Origin of the sequence: Stenotrophomonas sp. PD6, from assembly GCF_049199305.1 — a bacterium.
Classification (GTDB): domain Bacteria; phylum Pseudomonadota; class Gammaproteobacteria; order Xanthomonadales; family Xanthomonadaceae; genus Stenotrophomonas.
Map to the genome: position 1 here is coordinate 115,897 of NZ_JBLZQD010000011.1, position 16,668 is coordinate 132,564.

The following is a 16,668-nucleotide window of genomic DNA, read 5'->3' on the forward strand; positions in this document are numbered from 1 at the left end:
CGCGCGCACGATGCCGGCATGGACACCTTCTCGCCTGCCGCCGCCGGGCTCGCCTGGCACTTCGACCCGGAACTGCTGCGCCGCCACGACCGCCCCGGCCCGCGCTACACCTCCTATCCCACCGCGCCGCACTTCCACGACGGGTTCGGTGAGCAGGGGCTGCGCGCCGCCATTGCGGACAGCAACGCACACGCGCTGCCGTTGTCGCTGTACGTGCACGTGCCTTATTGCAGCAGCCCGTGCTTCTACTGCGGCTGCAACCGCGTGATCACCCGCGACCACGGCAAGGGGGTGGCGTACGTGGCGCGCGTGTTGCGCGAGGCCGACCAGGTGGCGCCGTTGTTCGATGCCGCGCGCGAGGTCATCCAGCTGCATCTCGGCGGCGGCACGCCCAATTTCCTCGCGGCCGCGCAGATGCGCACGCTGATCGACGGGCTGCGCCAGCGGTTTTCATTGAGCGACGCGGCACATCGTGATTTCTCGATCGAACTGGACCCGCGCTTCGTCACCCGCGACGACATCGCCGGCTTGGGCGCGCTGGGCTTCAACCGGGCCAGCCTCGGCATCCAGGACTTCGACCCCACGGTGCAGCGTGCGATCAACCGCGAGCAGGGCGTGGAGGCCACGCTGGAGGTGCTGCGCGCCTGCCGCGAGCATGGGTTGCGCTCGGTCAACGTCGACCTGATCTACGGGCTGCCGCACCAGACCCTGGAAGGCTTCGCGCAGACGCTGGAGACGGTGCTGCGCGAGCGGCCGGACCGGTTGGCGATCTACGGCTATGCGCATCTGCCGAACCTGTTCAAGGCGCAGCGGCAGATTCCCGATGCCGCGCTGCCCAGCCCGGAACAGAAGCTGGCGCTGCTGGGGCTGGCCGTGCGCCGGTTGACCCTGGCCGGCTACCAGTACATCGGCATGGACCATTTCGCGCTGCCGGAGGAAAACCTCGCGCGGGCGCAGCGCGCCGGCCAGCTGCACCGCAACTTCATGGGCTACACCACCCACGCCAATACCGACCTGGTCGGGCTGGGCGCCAGCGCGATCAGCCGCATCGGCAGCAGCTACAGCCAGAACCCGCGCGATCTGCCGGACTGGGAAACGGCGGTGGACGCGGGGCACCTGCCGGTATGGCGAGGCCTCCGCCTGGACGCGGACGACCTGCTGCGCGCCGACCTGATCGGCCAGTTGATGTGCCAGGGCGAGGTGGACGGCCACGCGCTGGCGGGCCGGCATGGCGTCGATTTCGACACCTACTTCGGCGACGCACTGATCGCGCTGCAGGCGCTGCAGCACGACGGACTGGCCGAGTACGCCAACGGCGTGGTGCGCGCCACCGAACGCGGCCGCCCGCTGCTGCGCCTGCTGGCCATGTGTTTCGACCGCTACCTGGCCGCGCCGGAGCAGCCGGTGCGTTATTCGCGGGCGATCTGAGCTGGCTGAACACGCCGGCCGCCTGCATTCCCAAACCCGGCCGGTTCAGGCACCCTATGCGCGCCGTGGCCCGGATGGCGAAACTGGTAGACGCATCGGACTTAAAATCCGCCGGAGGCAACTCCATGCCGGTTCGATTCCGGCTCCGGGCACCACGGCCGATCCGGCTGGCGCACAGATATCGCTAGCATGGGCGCTCCTCCTCAACGGTGCGCCCACCATGCTCACGCTCCATATCGGCAACAAGAACTACTCCACGTGGTCGATGCGGCCGTGGGTGCTGATGACCGAGGCCGGCATCCCGTTCACCGACGTCATGTTGCGCTTCGACAGTTTCGAACCCGATTCGCAGTTCAAGCGCAGCGCCGAGGCCTTGTCGCCGTCGGGCACCGTGCCCGTGCTGGTCGACGACGGCCTGGTGGTCTGGGATTCGCTGTCGATTGCCGAGTACCTGGCCGAACGTTTTCCCCAGCACGGCTTGTGGCCGGCCACCGCAGCCGATCGCGCACTGGCGCGCAGCGCGACCGCCGCGATGCACAGTGGTTTCGGCGCACTGCGTTCGCACTTTCCGATGAACATCGAGGCCAGCCTACCCGAGGTCGGCGCGCGTGTCCTGCGCGAGCAGCCCGACGTGGTGGTCGACCTGCAGCGGCTGCTGGCCCTGTGGGAATCGCTGCTGGCACGCCATGACGGCCCGTTGCTGTTCGACCGTTTCAGCATTGCCGATGCCTTCTATGCGCCGGTGGTCATGCGCCTGAAGACCTATGCACTGCCCGTGTCGCCGCGCGTGGCCGACTACATGGCGCAGGTGCAGGCGCTGCCCGGCGTGCAGGCCTGGGTGGCGGCGGCACTGCAGGAACACGACTTCCGGCCGTTCGAAGAACCGTATCGGCAGGGGCCGGATCCCGTCTGAGCAGGGCGGGGCAACGCAACCTTTACGCACGCCGTTGCAGGGCGCCGTAGGCTGCGCATCACTCACACAGGGACAGGCGCATGACGAAGTCGGTGGCGGCAGGCGTCGTACTGGGAATGCTGGCCTTGGCGGGCGCCAGCGGCGCGCAGCCCCAGCCACCGTCGCCGCCCACGGTGGTGGATCTGGCCCCGGTGGTGGTTTCCGGCGTACAGCCGGGTCCCGGCCTGTGGCAGGTCACCGCACCCGATGGCCACACGCTGTGGATTCTGGGCACGGTCTCGCCATTGCCGGCCAAACTCGACTGGCGCGCTGACGAGGTCAAGGCTGTGGTTGCCAGCGCCGACGCCGTGCTGGGCGCGCCTGGCTGGACGCTCGACGCCGATGTCGGCTTCTTCCGCGGGCTCACCCTGCTGCCTTCCGCGATGAAGGCCGCCCACGATCCGGAAGGGCGGCGGCTTGACCAGATCCTGCCGCCCGAGATCTACGCGCGCTGGTTGCCGCTCAAGCAGCGCTACCTGGGCGGCGACCGCGGCGTGGAAAAGGACCGCCCGCTGGTGGCCGCCACCCGGCTCTATGCCGCCGCGCTGAAGAAGGTCGGCCTCAGCCAGCGCTCGGGCGTCGGCGAGTTGCTGGAGAAGGCCTACAAGGCCCGTGGCTTGACCCCGGTGGTGACCCGCGTGGTGATCAAGGTCGACGATCCGCGCGCCGCGTTGAAGGAGATACGCGGCAGCACGCTGCAGGATGTGGACTGCCTGCAGCGCACGCTGGACGTGGTCGAGCACCAGTTGCCGGTGCTGGTCGACCGCGCCAATGCGTGGGCGGTGGGTGATATCGAGGCGCTGCAGCAGCTGGCGCTGAAGAGCCAGTACGACGCCTGCGTGGGCGCCATTGCGAGCAGCGAGGTCGGCCGCCGCCGTGGCCTCACCAACCTGGACGCACGCTCGGCCGATAAATGGCTGGCCGCCGCGCGCGATGCACTGGCACGACACCGGGTTACATTCGCGACCGTACCGGTGCATTCACTGGTGGCCCCGGCCGGTTATCTGGAGCGCCTGCGCGACGCCGGGTATACGGTGCAGTCGCCCTGAGCCGCCGCCCGGGAGTTCGCCTTTTCCAACGCAGGCACTTCATGGCATAGTCACTGGGACTTCACCGGGGGGGAATGTCCATGTCGTTGCGGGCGATTGCCTATGTCAGTGACGCTGTCGAGGGGCTCGACGGCGCGGGCATCGACCACATCCTTGCCGAGGCATCCAGCTTCAACCGGGTCGCCGGGGTGACCGCCGTGTTGATGTTCGACGGCCACCGCTTCGTGCAGTACTTCGAAGGGCCCGACGACGGCGTGGATTCGGTCTACCAGCGCGTGCTCAATGCACGCAGCCATGTGCAGCTGCGCGAACTCGCGCACGGCGAAGTGGCCACACGGCACTTTCCGCGCTGGACCATGGCCTCGGCACGCATCGACGCCGAGGTGTTGAGCGGCATCGTCGACACCGAGTGGCGTGGATTCACCGCCGCCGCACCGGTGGACGGCCAGCGCCGGGTCGGCTTCGCGCGGATGCTGGAATTGTGGACCGGGGTGTCCGGCGAGCTCGAGCCTGCCGCAGTGACGCTCGGGTCCTGATCGCGGTCGTCGCCCGTAACAGAAAGATCACAGTGCGCCCCCTATGATGTGTCTACCAGCTGTGACCGGTCCGGGGTATGCCCCCGGGGTTGTCTGAAAGGGTAGTAACCGCAGCTGGACCACTTGTTGGCCGTCGTCCGTACTCTCCGCGGGCGGCGGCTTTGTTCTTTGTGGGGCAGCGCCTGCCGCGTTAGGCTTGTTGCACCCGTTGCCTGGTAGTGCCCCCGCATGATCGACCCCAATGTGCTGCTGTTGCCGCCCGCCACCGCGCGCGGGGAAACGCCTTGACCGCGGCGGCGTGGGCCGCGCAGGCACGCATCGGCGTGATCGGACTGGGCTACGTGGGCCTGCCGCTCACCGTGGCGTTCGGCGCACAGCAGGCCACTCTGGGCTACGACATCGACGCGGCGCGCGTGGCCGAGTTGCAGCAGGGCCGCGACCACACCCTGGAACTGGAACCGGCCGAACTGGCGGCGGCGGTGCATGCGCGCTACAGCGCCGCGCCGGCCGACCTCGCCTCCTGCACGGTCTACATCGTGACGGTGCCCACGCCGATCGATGCGCACGAGCAGCCCGATCTCGGCCCGCTGCGCAGCGCCAGTACGCTGATCGCCAGCCTGCTGAAGCCGGGCGACCTGGTCATCTACGAATCCACGGTGTACCCGGGTACCACCGAAGAAGTGTGCGTACCGTTGCTGGAGGCCGGCTCGGGGCTGCGCTTCAATCATGATTTCCACTGCGGCTACAGCCCGGAGCGGATCAACCCGGGTGACCGCCAGCGGCGCCTGGCCGACATCCGCAAGATCACCGCCGGCTCCACGCCGGACGTGGCGCAGCGGGTGGACGCACTGTATGCGCGCATCATCACCGCCGGCACCTGGCCGGCGCCGTCGATCCGCGTCGCCGAGGCCGCCAAGGTCATCGAGAACATCCAGCGCGACGTCAACATCGCGCTGGTCAACGAACTGGCGCTGATCTTCGACCGGCTCGGCATCGACACCCAGGACGTGCTGGATGCGGCCGGCAGCAAGTGGAACTTCCTGCCGTTCCGCCCGGGTCTGGTGGGCGGGCACTGCATCGGCGTGGACCCTTACTACCTGCTGCACAAATCCGAGAGCATGGGCTACCACCCCGACCTCATCCACACCGCGCGCCAGGTCAACAACCGGGTCGGCGCGCACGTCGCGCAGCGCGTGTTGTCGCTGTTGGCCGCCCGTGGCAAGGCGGGCGAGGGCGCGCGCGTTCTGGTGCTGGGCGTGACCTTCAAGGAAAACTGCCCGGACCTGCGCAACAGCCGCGCGCTGGAGCTGGCCCAGGTGCTGCAGGCCAGTGGCGCGCAGGTGCACGTGCAGGACCCCTGGGTCGGGCCGGCCACGCTGGACGGCAGCGGCGTGCGCTGGGTGGAACAGCCGGACCCGCAGGGCTACGACGCGGTCGTGCTGGCGGTGGCGCATGATCGGTTCCGCGACTTCGATGCCGCACAGATCCGCGCGTTGCTGGCCCCAGACGGGGTTGTTTACGACGTGAAGTCGGTCTGGCCACGGGACGTCGTCGACGACCGGCTGTAGACTCGAACGCGTTTGTTGATCGAGGAACGCCATGCATCGTTATCTGGTTTACGTGCTCGCCATCCTGCTGTTCCCGGTGTGCCTGTGGCTGGCCGGGATCTGGCCGGCCTGGTACTGGGGCGTAGCGGCCACCGCCGCCATGGTGATCCTCGGTACCTGGGACCTGGTGCAGAAGCGCAGCACGCTGCGCCGCAACTACCCGGTGCTGGCGCACTTCCGCTACGGGCTGGAATCGATCGGACCGGAGATCCGCCAGTACTTCGTGCAGAGCGACCTGGAGGACGTGCCGTTCTCGCGCCAGCAGCGTGCCTTGATCTACCAGCGCTCCAAGAACGAGATGGACGTGGTGCCGTTCGGCACGCTGCGCAGCACCTACGCGGTGGACTACGAGTGGATCAACCATTCGCTGGCCCCGGCCGAGGTCGCCGACCACGACTTCCGCGTGTTGATCGGCCCCAACTGCGCCAAGCCGTATTCGGCAAGCGTGTTCAATATTTCGGCGATGAGCTTCGGCTCGCTGTCGGCCAACGCCATTCGTGCGCTCAACGAAGGCGCGCGTCGCGGTGGCTTCTACCATGACACCGGCGAAGGCTCGATCTCGCCCTATCACCGCGAGATGGGCGGCGACCTGGTCTGGGAGATCGGCTCGGGCTACTTCGGCTGCCGCGACGAACACGGCGGTTTCAGCGAAGAACGCTTCGTGGCCAACGCCAACACCGACCAGGTCCGGATGATCGAGATCAAGCTGTCGCAGGGCGCCAAGCCCGGCCACGGCGGGGTGCTGCCGGCGGCCAAGGTCAGTGCGGAGATTTCGGCCACGCGCGGCGTGCCGATGGGCGTGGATTGCGTGTCGCCCTCGAAGCATTCGGCGTTCAATACGCCGGTGGAACTGTTGCAGTTCGTCGCGCGGCTGCGTGAGCTGTCCGGCGGCAAGCCGGTCGGCTTCAAGCTGGCGATCGGGCACCCGTGGGAATGGTTCGGCATTGCCAAGGCGATGCAGGAAACCGGGCTGCTGCCGGACTTCATCGTGGTCGATGGTGCCGAGGGCGGCACCGGCGCGGCGCCTGCGGAGTTCGTCGACCATGTCGGCGTGCCCATGCACGAGGCATTGCTGCTGGTCCACAACACGCTGGTGGGGCTGGACCTGCGCGACCGTATCCGGGTGGGGGCGGCCGGCAAGGTCAGCAGCGCCTTCGAGATCGCCCGCACCATTGCGCTGGGCGCGGACTGGTGCAATGCCGGGCGCGGTTTCATGTTCGCGCTGGGCTGCATCCAGTCGCTCAGCTGCCACACCGACCGCTGCCCGACCGGCATCGCCACGCAGAACCCCAACCGCTGGCGGCACCTGGACCCGGCCGACAAGGCCACGCGGGTGCACAACTACCACGAGAACACCCTGCGCGCGCTGCGCGACCTGTTGTGCGCGGCCGGCCTGCAGCATCCGTCAGAGCTGGGCCCGGAGCACATCGTGCGCCGCGTGTCGCCGGTGGAGATCCGTTCGCTGGCGTCGCTGTACCGCTATCTCAGCCCGGGCGAACTGCTGCGCCGGGTGCCCGACCACGCGGTATTCCACGACTTCTGGGCCGACGCGCGCAGCGACTCGTTCCAGCCGCCCGCACGCATCCAGGCCCTGCGCAACAGCAAATCGCGCTAGCGATTTGCTGTAGAGCCGACTGTTAGTCGGCTTACGAGCGCAATTTGCCGTAGAGCCGACTGTTAGTCGGCTTACGCGATCCGCGACCCGGCCAACGTCCGGCGTTACCGGTGATGCGTTGTTGCGAGGTATTCAACCACCCCACGCCCCGCGCGCAACCCGCTCGCGAAACACGCCGTGAGCAGGTACCCGCCGGTCGGCGCCTCCCAATCCAGCATCTCACCCGCACAGAACGTGCCCGGCAGGTCGCGCAGCATGAGCTGCGCATCCAGCGCCTCCAGCCGCACGCCGCCGGCGGTGCTGATCACCTCGTCGATCGGGCGTGGCCGCAACGGCGACAGCGGCAGCCGCTTCAGCGCGGCGGCAATGGCCTCGGCAGGCAGCTGCCCGGCGTCCTTCCCAAGCACCTCAAACAACAGCGCCGATTTCACCCCGCCCAGCCCGAGCTGGCGGCGCAGGTGTTCGCCGAAGCTGCGGCCCTGGCGCGGCTTGCGCAGCTTGTCGAGCAGCTGGGCCTCGGTCTGGCCGGGCAGCAGGTCCAGCTGCAGGTGGGCCTGGCCATCGCGGGCGAGCGTGTCGCGCAGGTCGGCGGCGAGCGCGTAAATGAGGCTGCCTTCAATGCCGTTGGCGGTGATCACGCATTCGCCCTGCTGCGTGTGCGCCTGGCCATCGAGCCCGACCCAGTGCGCCACCACCGGCTTGAGCGGGGCACCTGCCTGGCGGTCGCGGAAATAGGGCGTCCATTCGATGTCGAAACCGCAGTTGGCGGCGGTGAGCGGGGCGATGTCGATGCCGCGCGCCGCCAGTGGCGCCACCCACGCGCCATCCGAGCCGAGCTCGGGCCAGCTGCCACCGCCCATCGCCAACACCACCGCATCGGCGTGGATGGCTGCAACGCCGTCCGGCGTCTCCAAGCGCAACGCGCCGTCGTCCTGCCATCCGCTCCAGCGGTGCTGCACGTGGAAACGCACGCCCTGTTCCTTCAGGCGGCGCACCCAGCCGCGCAGCAGCGGGGCGGCCTTGCGGTCGATCGGGAACACCCGGCCGGAGCTGCCGACATAGGTGTCCACGCCAAACCCGCGCGCCCACTCGCGCAGCGCCGGGCCATCGAAGTCGGCCAGCCACGCACCGACCTCCGTCGCGCGTTCGCGGTAGCGCGCCACGAAGACGTCCTGCGGGTCGGAATGCGTGAGGTTCAGGCCGCCCTTGCCGGCGATCAGGAACTTGCGGCCGGGCGAGCCCTTGGCCTCATACACGTCCACGCTGTGGCCGGCGGCGCGCACGGTCTCTGCGGCAATCAGCCCGGCGGGGCCGCCGCCGATGATCGCCACGCGTCGGGCAGGGCGTACTGCGGTGCTCATGGGAATCAGCGGGCCTTGACGTCGAGCAGCTCCACGTCGAACACCAGCGAGGCGTTCGGCGGGATCGGGCCGGCGCCGGAGGCGCCGTAACCGTAGTCGGAGGGAATCATCAGGGTGCGCTTGCCGCCCACCTTCATGCCGGCAAAGCCTTCATCCCAGCCCTTGATGACCTGGCCCTTGCCGAGCCCGAAGCTGAACGGCTCGCCGCGGTCGACCGAGCTGTCGAACTTCTCGCCATGCTTGTCGGCGGCGCGCTCGTCGTACACCCAGCCGGTGTAATGGACCACGATGGTGCTGCCCGGGGTGGCCTCGGCGCCGGTGCCCGGCTGGGTGTCGATCTTTTCGAAGGTGGCGATGCTGCCCCCCGGCGGCGGGCCGGGCGGGGTGCAGGCGGCCAGCAGCGACACCAGCGCGGGAACGAGCAGGAACTTCGGAAGACGACGCATGCGGGCACCGGTTGGAAAACGGGGACGCAAGGGTAGCGCATCGCCGGGCGCTATCATGGGCGCATGTCGAAACTGCTGCTCAACCTGCGCAACGTCGCGGACGATGAAATCCAGGACGTGACCGCCCTGCTGGACCAGGCGGGCATCGCCCATTACCGCACCGAACCCAGCCCCTGGGGGATCTCGTTTGGCGGGATCTGGATCCGTGACGATGGCGACCAGCCGCGCGCCAAGGCCTTGATGGCCGAGTACCAGCACGCACGCGGCGAACGGGTCCGCGCCGAACGCCAGGCGGCGCTGGCCGACGGCAGTGCCGAGACCTTCGCCACGCTGCTGCGCCGACGCCCGCTGTTCGTGGTGGCGGTGCTGGCCGGCATGATCGCCGCGGCCGCACTGGTGCTGCTGCCGTTCGTGCTGCTGCGCGGCTGAATGGCCGGTTGGGCGGGGTGGGCAGCCCAAGGGTAAAATGGGCGGATGATCGCCAATACCGCCGCCTACCATTTCACCCCGATCGCCGACCCCGATGCCCTGTGCGCGACCCTGCTGGCGCGCGCCGAGGCGGCCGCGCTGCGCGGCACCGTGCTGGTGGCAGGCGAGGGCATCAACCTGTTCCTGGCGGGCAGTGAGGCGGGCATCGATGGCTTCTACGCCGCGTTGCGTGCCGAGCCGGGCTTTGCCGGGCTGCGGGTGAAGACCAGCTACAGCCAGATGCAGCCCTTCGCCCGGCTCAAGGCCAAGGTGAAGCCGGAAATCATCAGCTTCCGCATCGACGACGGCCAGCCGCTGGCCTTCCCGCGCGCGCCGTCGATCGACCCGGCCACCGTGCAGCGCTGGCTGCGCCAGGGTCATGACGACGCCGGCAAGCCGGTGGTGATGCTCGACACCCGCAACGTGCAGGAGGTCGAGTACGGCACCTTCCAGGACGCGCTGGTGTTGCCGATCACCAAGTTCACCGAGCTGCCCGATGCGCTGGCCCCGCACCGCGACGCGCTGCGCGACAGCACCGTGGTGAGTTTCTGCACCGGCGGCATCCGCTGCGAGAAGGCCGCGCTGTGGATGCGCAACGACGGCATGGACAACGTCCTGCAGCTGGACGGCGGCATCCTGGGCTACTTCGAGGCCGTGGGTGGCGAGGGCTACGACGGCCGCTGCTTCGTGTTCGACGAACGCGTGGCGCTCGATGCGGAATTGAAACCGCTGGTGGATGCCGTCGCGGATTGAGACCACCGGGGTGCCTGCCATGGGCTGGCACTACCGTGCAGGAATCACCATCCCGCAAACGGCCATGGTGTCCCGGGGCCGGCGCCCCCATCAAGGTTCCATAACCTTTGATGGAACCCGCCCATGCAACTGTCGATTCTTGATCTGGCCCCGGTCTGCGAGGGCAGCAACACCACGCAGGCCTTCGCCAACATGCTGGACCTGGCCCAGCACGCCGAGGGCTGGGGCTACCACCGCTACTGGCTGGCCGAGCACCACAACATGCCCGGCATCGCCAGCGCTGCCACCGCGGTGCTGATCGGCCACGTGGCCGGCGGCACCCAGCGCATCCGGGTGGGCGCAGGCGGCATCATGCTGCCCAACCATTCGCCACTGCAGGTGGCCGAGCAGTTCGGCACGCTGGCCTCCCTGTACCCGGACCGCATCGACCTGGGCCTGGGTCGCGCGCCGGGGACCGACCAGCCCACCGCGCGCGCGCTGCGCCGCTACTTCGACAGCGCCGACCAGTTCCCGCAGGACGTGCGCGAACTGCTGCACTACTTCGAGCCGGCGCAGGCCGGGCAGGCGGTGCGCGCGGTGCCCGGTGCGGGCATTCCGGTGCCGGTGTGGCTGCTCGGATCGAGCCTGTTCAGTGCACGCCTGGCGGCCGCGCTGGGCCTGCCGTTCGCCTTCGCCTCGCACTTCGCCCCGGATGCGATGGATGAAGCCCTGGCGATCTACCGCCGTGAATTCCGCGCCTCGCAGTACCTGACCGCGCCGTACGCCGTGCTCGGCCTGAACGTGGTCGCCGCCGAATCGGAGGCCGAAGCCAGGCGCCTGTTCACCACCCAGCAGCAGAGTTTCGTCAATCTGCGCCGCGGTCAGCCTGGCCTGATTCCGCCGCCGATCGACGATATCGAGGCCTTCTGGCAGCCGCACGAGAAGCTCGGCGTGCAGAGCGCACTGGCCTGCGCGGTGGTGGGCGACCTGCGCCAGGTCAGCGAGGGCATGGCCGCATTCGCCGCGCGCCACAAGCCCGACGAGCTGCTGCTCACCGCCAACATCTACGACCACGCCGCGCGCAAGCGTTCGTTCGGGTTGGCGATGCAGGCGTGGAAAGCGAGGGTCTGAGCTCTGCGAAGGCGGCGTGACCGTTCGGTTCACGTCGCCATTGCCATCGATCCGGTGTGATGGAGCTCCTTATTGCAGGAGTCATCCCATGGCCGACCATGATCGCGCGCAGCACATCGAACAGCTGGCCGAACTGATCCGCGGCGTGGACATTGCCATGTTCACCACCACCGGCGTCGATGGGCGTTTGTACAGCCGCCCGCTGGGCACGCAGGAAGTCGAATTCGATGGCGACCTGTGGTTCGCCACGGCGGCCGACAGCCCGAAGGTAGCCGAGATCGCGCTCAATCCACGCGTCAACGTGGCGTACGCGTCGCAGTCGAAGAACACCTACGTATCGGTTGCCGGCATCGCACGCGTCGTGCACGACCGCGCGAAGGTGGACGAACTGTGGTCGCCGCCGATGAAGCTGTTCTTCCCGGGCGGCAAGGACGATCCCAACCTGCGCCTGATCCATGTCCGTGCCGAATCGGCCGAATACTGGGATGGCCCGGGCACGCTGCTGGGCAAGGCGTTGAGCTTCGTGCTGTCGGCGGTATCCGATGACCCGGCCGCGCTGTCGGACAACGGCGTGGTCGATCTGCGCTGAAGGCGCGGGGACGGGGTAGAGCGGACTGGGTGACCGCGACTTTGCGACCCCGACGGGGTAGAGCCGACTGTTAGTCGGCTGCCTTCCGCATGGAACCAAACCCCGCGCTGCGCGCGTAGCCGACTAACAGTCGGCTCTACCCGGTCGGCCCAGTCGGCGCGGTTGGCCCAGTCGGCCCAGTCGGCCCAGTCGGCCCAGTCGGCCCAGTCGGCGCAGTTGGCCCAGTCCGCCCAGTCATCCCAGTCATCCCAGTCATCCCAGTCATCCCAGTCATCCCAGTCATCCCAGTCATCCCAGTCATCCCAGTCATCCCAGCCGGCAAGGTCGATTTCAGCGCGCTGGTTCTCTCAGAACCAGCGCTGGAACAGCTCCGTCAGGTAATGCACCAGCTGCCCGGAGCTGAAGCTGAAGAACAGCACTGCGGCGATCGCGCCGATCCAGTTGACCAGCATCAGCGTGCCGTCGCGCTCCAGCAGCGCCAGCGAGAACAACAGCAGCTGGAACCCGAACAGATAGTTGGTGAACGGAATCGGCAGCGACAGCAGTAAGCCGGTCAACACCAGCAGCAGTCCGGTGAAGGCATGCGCCGGCAACGGCACCAGAAATGCCGGGCGGCGCGGCTTGAGCATGCGGTCCAGGCGGCGCAGCGCGCCGTCGATCTTGCCGAGGAACTTGTGCATCGTGCCGCGTCGCGGGCCACGGTTGGCGATGAAGCCCGGCAGCCAGGGGCGTCGCATGCCACACAGCATCTGCGCGCCGATCAGGATCACCAGCGGACCGCTCACGGCACCGCCCATGCCGGGGATCGGAATGAACGACGGCAGGATCGCAATGAACAGGAATACCCCGAACGCGCTCTGCTGCAGGCCCTGCAGGATCTGGCCCAGCAGCAGCCGCTCGTCCGGGTCGCCATGGTCGAACATCGCCAGCAGCGTGCGGATGCCCTCGTTCTGATACTCCGGCCGGCTCTGGTCCGGCGCGGGGGAGGGATCAGCCGGTGAGTTCATCGGTCTCTTCTTCGGCCAGCGTGCGCAGTAGCAGCTTGTCCACGCGCGCACCGTCCAGATCGACGATCTCGATGCGCCAGCCGGCCCAGTCGAAATACTCGCCCGCGTGCGGGATGCGCCCGAAGAAGTGGATGCACATACCGGCCAGGGTGTAATAGTCGCCGTCCTCGGCGTCGGGCAGTTCGGCGTTGCCCATCAGTTCGCGCAGGTCCTCGATCGACAGCGAACCGTCGACCAGGTAGGAACCGTCCTCGCGGGTCACCACCAGGGCGTCCTCGTCCACGTTCTCCACCGACTGCATGCGGCCGACCACCGCGCCCATCAGGTCGCTGATGGTGACCAGCCCCTGGATCTCGCCGTATTCGTCCACCACCAGCGCCATCGACTGCTGTTCCTCGCGGAAGATCTCCAGCAGTTTCATCGCATGGGTGGATTCGGACACGTACAGCGGCTCGCGCAGCTGCTGGAACAGCGAATGCTCGTCGCGTACCAGGCGCGTCACCAGGCTCTTCACCTCGAGCACGCCCACGATGTCCTGGTCGTTGTCGCGGTACACCGGGTAGCGGGAGAACTCGTGCTCGCGCATGGTCGCCAGGTTCTTCTCGGCGTCGGCCACGGTGTCCAGCCAGGCGATCCGGTTGCGCGGCGTCATCAGGCTGTCGGCGGTGCGGTCGCCCAGGCGCATCACCCGGTTCATCATGTCGCGCTCGTGCGCGTCGATCACGCCGGCCTCGTGGCTCTCGGCGACCAGCATGCGGATCTCTTCTTCGGTCACGCTCGCGGCTTCGTCCTTGCCCAGCCCCAGCAGGCGCAGCACCAGGCGGGTGGTATGCGAAAGCAGCCAGACGAATGGGAAGGCGATGCGGGCCAGGCCGCTCATGGGCAGCGCGACCAGTCCGGCGATGTCCTCCGAACGGGTGATGGCGAGGCGTTTCGGCACCAGTTCGCCGAAGATCAGCGTCAAAAAGGTGATCAGGGCCACGGCGAGGGTCTTGCCGATCACCTCCGACCAGGGCTGCGGTTCGTTGAACAGGGGGAAGTTGGCCGACAGTGCCGGGAACACGCCCTGCAGGTGCAGGGCAATGGCGCTGCCAATGGCGTCGCCGCCGTAAACACCCGTCAGGATGCCGATCAGGGTGATGCCGATCTGCACGGTGGACAGGAAGCTTTCGGGCTTCTCGGACAGTTCCAGCGCGCGCTGGGCACGTTTGCTGGTGGTGGCCATCTGCTTGAGCCGGCTCTTTCGCGAGGTCATGACCGACATTTCGGACATGGCGAAGAAGCCGTTGAGCAGGATCAGGGCCAGGACAATGAAAAGTTCAAACACGGGCGTCGTCCCCGGTTGGTGGCAGGGAGGGCGTGTTCAAGCGCGGGCGGCTACCGGGCCAGGTCAAGCCTGGCGGGCGCGGCGGGGGATAAGGGTCGTCTTCCATAGAGTGCACCCGAAGGTGCCCGCGCATCTTAACAAAAGCCGGGGGGAGGGGTGCAAACAGAGTCGTTCAGGGGGCCCGGTGACGGCGTGAAGATGACGGGAGTACCCGGATTGGACATCAAACCGTCATAATTCCGCCCGGTGCCGTCCTTCCTCGACGGCGAATAGGTTTCTCCATGTTCTCTCTGCAGACCATTTTCGGCTCCGGCAAACAGTTCTACACCCTGCTGGACGAGGCTGCCCAGGCCGCCCAGGACAGCGCCAAGGCGCTGCATTCGATGCTGCGCGAAGCAGATCGCCAGCCGGCGCTGGACGCCTTCAAGCTGGCCCGCCTGCGCGAACGCGCCGCCTCGGACAAGATCAGCCAGGCGCTGGTGGACAGCTTCATGACCCCGATCGAGCGCGAAGACATCGAAGCGCTGGGTTCGGCCCTGTACAAGATTCCCAAGCAGATCGAGAAGTTCGCCGATCGCTACTCGCTGGCCACCACCCACCTGGAGCACATCGACTTCGCGCCCCGCGCGGCGATGCTCGAACAGGCGGCCAAAGTGGTCGTGGAAATGGTCAACGACCTGCGCCACATGAACCTGGATCGCATGACCGCGCTCAACGAGAAGCTGCGCGCGCTCGAGAACGAAGCCGACCGCCTGATGCTGGAGCTGTACCGCGACATCTACTCCGGCCGTCTGGACAACCTGCAGATGTTCCTGCTCAAGGAGTTCTTCGAGATCCTGGAAAAGGCCATCGACCGTTGCCGCGAGGCCGGTGTGGTGGCGTACCAGATCGTGCTGAAGAACAGCTGACGGACGCCACAGCATGCTGACCCTCGTTCTGGTGGTGATCCTGGCCGCGCTCGTTTTCGAGTTCATCAACGGCTTCCACGACACCGCCAACTCCATCGCCACCGTGGTGGCGACCAAGGTGCTTTCGCCCGGCTGGGCCGTGATGCTCGCCGCCTTCATGAACCTCATCGGTGCGCTCACCGGTACGGCCGTGGCGTTGACCATCGCCTCGGGCCTGCTCAACACCAATGTGATCGACGTGACCCCGCAGGTGATCCTGTGCGCCCTGCTGGGCGGCATCATCTGGAACCTCATCACCTGGTGGAAGGGCCTGCCATCGTCGTCCTCGCATGCCCTGATCGGCGGCCTGTGCGGCGCCGGCCTGGCCGCGGCCCACAACAACTGGGACGCGCTGATCTGGTCCGAACGCATCGGCACCTGGGCGCAGAACAAGGGCCTGCTGTGGAAGGTGTTCCTGCCCATGATCACCTCGCCGATCGCCGGCTTCCTGCTCGGCATCATCGTCATGCTGCTGTTGTGGGCGATCATCGCCGGCATGGCCAAGGTCGGCGGCTGGATCGGCCGCCTGGCCCGCCCGCGCATCGTCAACGCGTTCTTCGGCAAGGCCCAGATCGTTTCGGCGGCCTACATGGGCTTCGCCCATGGCCACAACGACGCGCAGAAGACCATGGGCATCATCGCCATGACCCTGATCGGCGCCGAAGCGACCGGTGCACTGAACGATCTGCCGTCCTGGCTGGCCTTCATGCATCCCGACGCGCAGGCGGGCGAGGGTATCGCGATGTGGATCGTCCTGACCTGTGCCGTGGTCATGGCGGCCGGCACCGCCTCGGGCGGCTGGAAGATCATCAAGACCCTGGGTCACAAGATGGTCAAGCTGCACCCGATCCACGGCTTCGCTGCAGAGACCAGTTCGGCCACCATCCTGACCCTGGCCGCGCACTTCGGCATGCCCGTCTCGACCACCCACAGCATCTCCACCGCGATCATGGGCGTGGGCTACGCCAAGAACCCGCGTTCGCTGCGCCTGGGCGTCATCGAGCGCATCGTATGGGCCTGGATCCTCACCATCCCGGCCGCCGGTGGTTGCGCATATCTGATCCTCAAGCTGTTCGAGATGTTCGGCTGGACCTGATGCGTCTGGTTTGAAACACAAAAAACCCGGCTTCGGCCGGGTTTTTTGTTGCTCGCCATGAAACGCGTAGAGCCGGGCTGTGCCCGGCTGCTTTCCTCGCATGCGATCACCTGGCGCCGGGCTTTGCCCGGCTTCATGCATTTGGGCGAACAGCCTGTGGCGGCGGGTTTCCCTGGTTGGGGCCGTCGGGTGTGGGTTTGTGGGGGACGCTGCAAGTCCCGCTCCGCAGCCCGGCCCAGCCGCCAGCGGCTGGGCGTTCAGTCGCACGCGAGGCAGTGCCTCGCAAGCAGTGCGCCTTCACCCATGTAAGCTCAGTCGCCGCTTGCACGTGTGCGCTGTCCTGCGCACACGGCAAGACCGGGGTTGGGCTCCTGCCC

General features: G+C 67.6%; 16 protein-coding genes and 1 tRNA gene. 13 read left to right on the top strand and 4 right to left on the bottom strand.

Going from position 1 to position 16,668, the window contains the following annotated elements; genetic code table 11:
• Positions 1 to 18 precede the first annotated feature (18 nt).
• The 7 genes from hemN to ACOZHM_RS15310 all read left to right on the top strand — a co-directional run bounded on the left by hemN (position 19) and on the right by ACOZHM_RS15310 (position 7,187).
• Positions 19 to 1,428, top strand: coding sequence for an oxygen-independent coproporphyrinogen III oxidase (gene hemN / locus ACOZHM_RS15280; RefSeq protein WP_421570160.1), 1,410 nt, complete (start codon positions 19 to 21; stop codon positions 1,426 to 1,428).
• 68 nt (positions 1,429 to 1,496) lie between these two features.
• A tRNA-Leu gene (locus ACOZHM_RS15285) sits at positions 1,497 to 1,583 on the top strand.
• Positions 1,584 to 1,648: 65 nt separating this feature from the next.
• Positions 1,649 to 2,341 carry a glutathione S-transferase family protein gene (locus ACOZHM_RS15290; RefSeq protein ID WP_421570161.1) on the top strand — a complete coding sequence of 231 codons (693 nt, stop codon included), beginning with the start codon at positions 1,649 to 1,651 and terminating at the stop codon, positions 2,339 to 2,341.
• A gap of 80 nt (positions 2,342 to 2,421) precedes the next feature.
• A complete protein-coding gene (locus tag ACOZHM_RS15295; RefSeq protein ID WP_421570162.1) occupies positions 2,422 to 3,429 on the top strand; it encodes a TraB/GumN family protein in 1,008 nt (335 codons plus the stop codon).
• Between the two features lie 80 nt (positions 3,430 to 3,509).
• The gene (locus tag ACOZHM_RS15300) at positions 3,510 to 3,965 is read left to right on the top strand and encodes a BLUF domain-containing protein (protein ID WP_421570163.1); all 456 of its coding nucleotides are present in this window, start codon (positions 3,510 to 3,512) and stop codon (positions 3,963 to 3,965) included.
• Between the two features lie 284 nt (positions 3,966 to 4,249).
• The gene (locus ACOZHM_RS15305) at positions 4,250 to 5,533 is read left to right on the top strand and encodes a nucleotide sugar dehydrogenase (protein WP_421570164.1); all 1,284 of its coding nucleotides are present in this window, start codon (positions 4,250 to 4,252) and stop codon (positions 5,531 to 5,533) included.
• Between the two features lie 31 nt (positions 5,534 to 5,564).
• Positions 5,565 to 7,187: an FMN-binding glutamate synthase family protein gene (locus tag ACOZHM_RS15310; protein ID WP_421570165.1), complete on the top strand. Its 1,623-nt coding sequence runs from the start codon at positions 5,565 to 5,567 to the stop codon at positions 7,185 to 7,187.
• 104 nt (positions 7,188 to 7,291) lie between these two features.
• Here ACOZHM_RS15310 and ACOZHM_RS15315 read toward each other — a convergent pair whose 3' ends face one another.
• Together ACOZHM_RS15315 and ACOZHM_RS15320 are read right to left on the bottom strand one after the other, a co-directional pair.
• Positions 7,292 to 8,548: a TIGR03862 family flavoprotein gene (locus ACOZHM_RS15315; protein ID WP_421570166.1), complete on the bottom strand. Its 1,257-nt coding sequence runs from the start codon at positions 8,546 to 8,548 to the stop codon at positions 7,292 to 7,294.
• Positions 8,549 to 8,553: 5 nt separating this feature from the next.
• Positions 8,554 to 8,994, bottom strand: a complete 441-nt coding sequence (locus ACOZHM_RS15320) for an FKBP-type peptidyl-prolyl cis-trans isomerase (RefSeq protein ID WP_421570167.1) — start codon at positions 8,992 to 8,994, stop codon at positions 8,554 to 8,556.
• Positions 8,995 to 9,057: 63 nt separating this feature from the next.
• Here ACOZHM_RS15320 and ACOZHM_RS15325 point away from each other — a divergent pair, with 63 nt between their 5' ends.
• The 4 genes from ACOZHM_RS15325 to ACOZHM_RS15340 all read left to right on the top strand — a co-directional run bounded on the left by ACOZHM_RS15325 (position 9,058) and on the right by ACOZHM_RS15340 (position 11,914).
• Positions 9,058 to 9,423 carry a DUF6164 family protein gene (locus ACOZHM_RS15325; RefSeq protein ID WP_421570168.1) on the top strand — a complete coding sequence of 122 codons (366 nt, stop codon included), beginning with the start codon at positions 9,058 to 9,060 and terminating at the stop codon, positions 9,421 to 9,423.
• Between the two features lie 45 nt (positions 9,424 to 9,468).
• Positions 9,469 to 10,215, top strand: a complete 747-nt coding sequence (locus ACOZHM_RS15330) for a sulfurtransferase (protein ID WP_421570169.1) — start codon at positions 9,469 to 9,471, stop codon at positions 10,213 to 10,215.
• Positions 10,216 to 10,338: 123 nt separating this feature from the next.
• The gene (locus ACOZHM_RS15335; protein ID WP_421570170.1) at positions 10,339 to 11,325 is read left to right on the top strand and encodes an LLM class flavin-dependent oxidoreductase; all 987 of its coding nucleotides are present in this window, start codon (positions 10,339 to 10,341) and stop codon (positions 11,323 to 11,325) included.
• An 88-nt stretch (positions 11,326 to 11,413) separates the two neighbouring features.
• Positions 11,414 to 11,914, top strand: coding sequence for a pyridoxamine 5'-phosphate oxidase family protein (locus ACOZHM_RS15340; protein WP_421570171.1), 501 nt, complete (start codon positions 11,414 to 11,416; stop codon positions 11,912 to 11,914).
• A 347-nt stretch (positions 11,915 to 12,261) separates the two neighbouring features.
• On the opposite strand, the gene ACOZHM_RS15345 is transcribed toward ACOZHM_RS15340, so the two are convergent.
• Positions 12,262 to 12,921, bottom strand: a complete 660-nt coding sequence (locus ACOZHM_RS15345; RefSeq protein ID WP_421570172.1) for an exopolysaccharide biosynthesis protein — start codon at positions 12,919 to 12,921, stop codon at positions 12,262 to 12,264.
• Complete coding sequence (locus tag ACOZHM_RS15350) at positions 12,905 to 14,248, bottom strand: hemolysin family protein (RefSeq protein ID WP_421570173.1); 1,344 nt, start codon at positions 14,246 to 14,248, stop codon at positions 12,905 to 12,907. The genes ACOZHM_RS15345 and ACOZHM_RS15350 overlap by 17 nt, the downstream gene beginning before the upstream one ends.
• A 281-nt stretch (positions 14,249 to 14,529) precedes the next feature.
• Between ACOZHM_RS15350 and ACOZHM_RS15355 the strand changes: the two genes are divergently transcribed.
• Positions 14,530 to 15,156, top strand: a complete 627-nt coding sequence (locus tag ACOZHM_RS15355) for a DUF47 domain-containing protein (RefSeq protein WP_421570174.1) — start codon at positions 14,530 to 14,532, stop codon at positions 15,154 to 15,156.
• 13 nt (positions 15,157 to 15,169) lie between these two features.
• On the top strand, positions 15,170 to 16,291 hold the full coding sequence (locus tag ACOZHM_RS15360; RefSeq protein ID WP_421570175.1) for an inorganic phosphate transporter: 1,122 nt from the start codon (positions 15,170 to 15,172) through the stop codon (positions 16,289 to 16,291).
• The last annotated feature ends 377 nt before the right edge of the window (positions 16,292 to 16,668 follow it).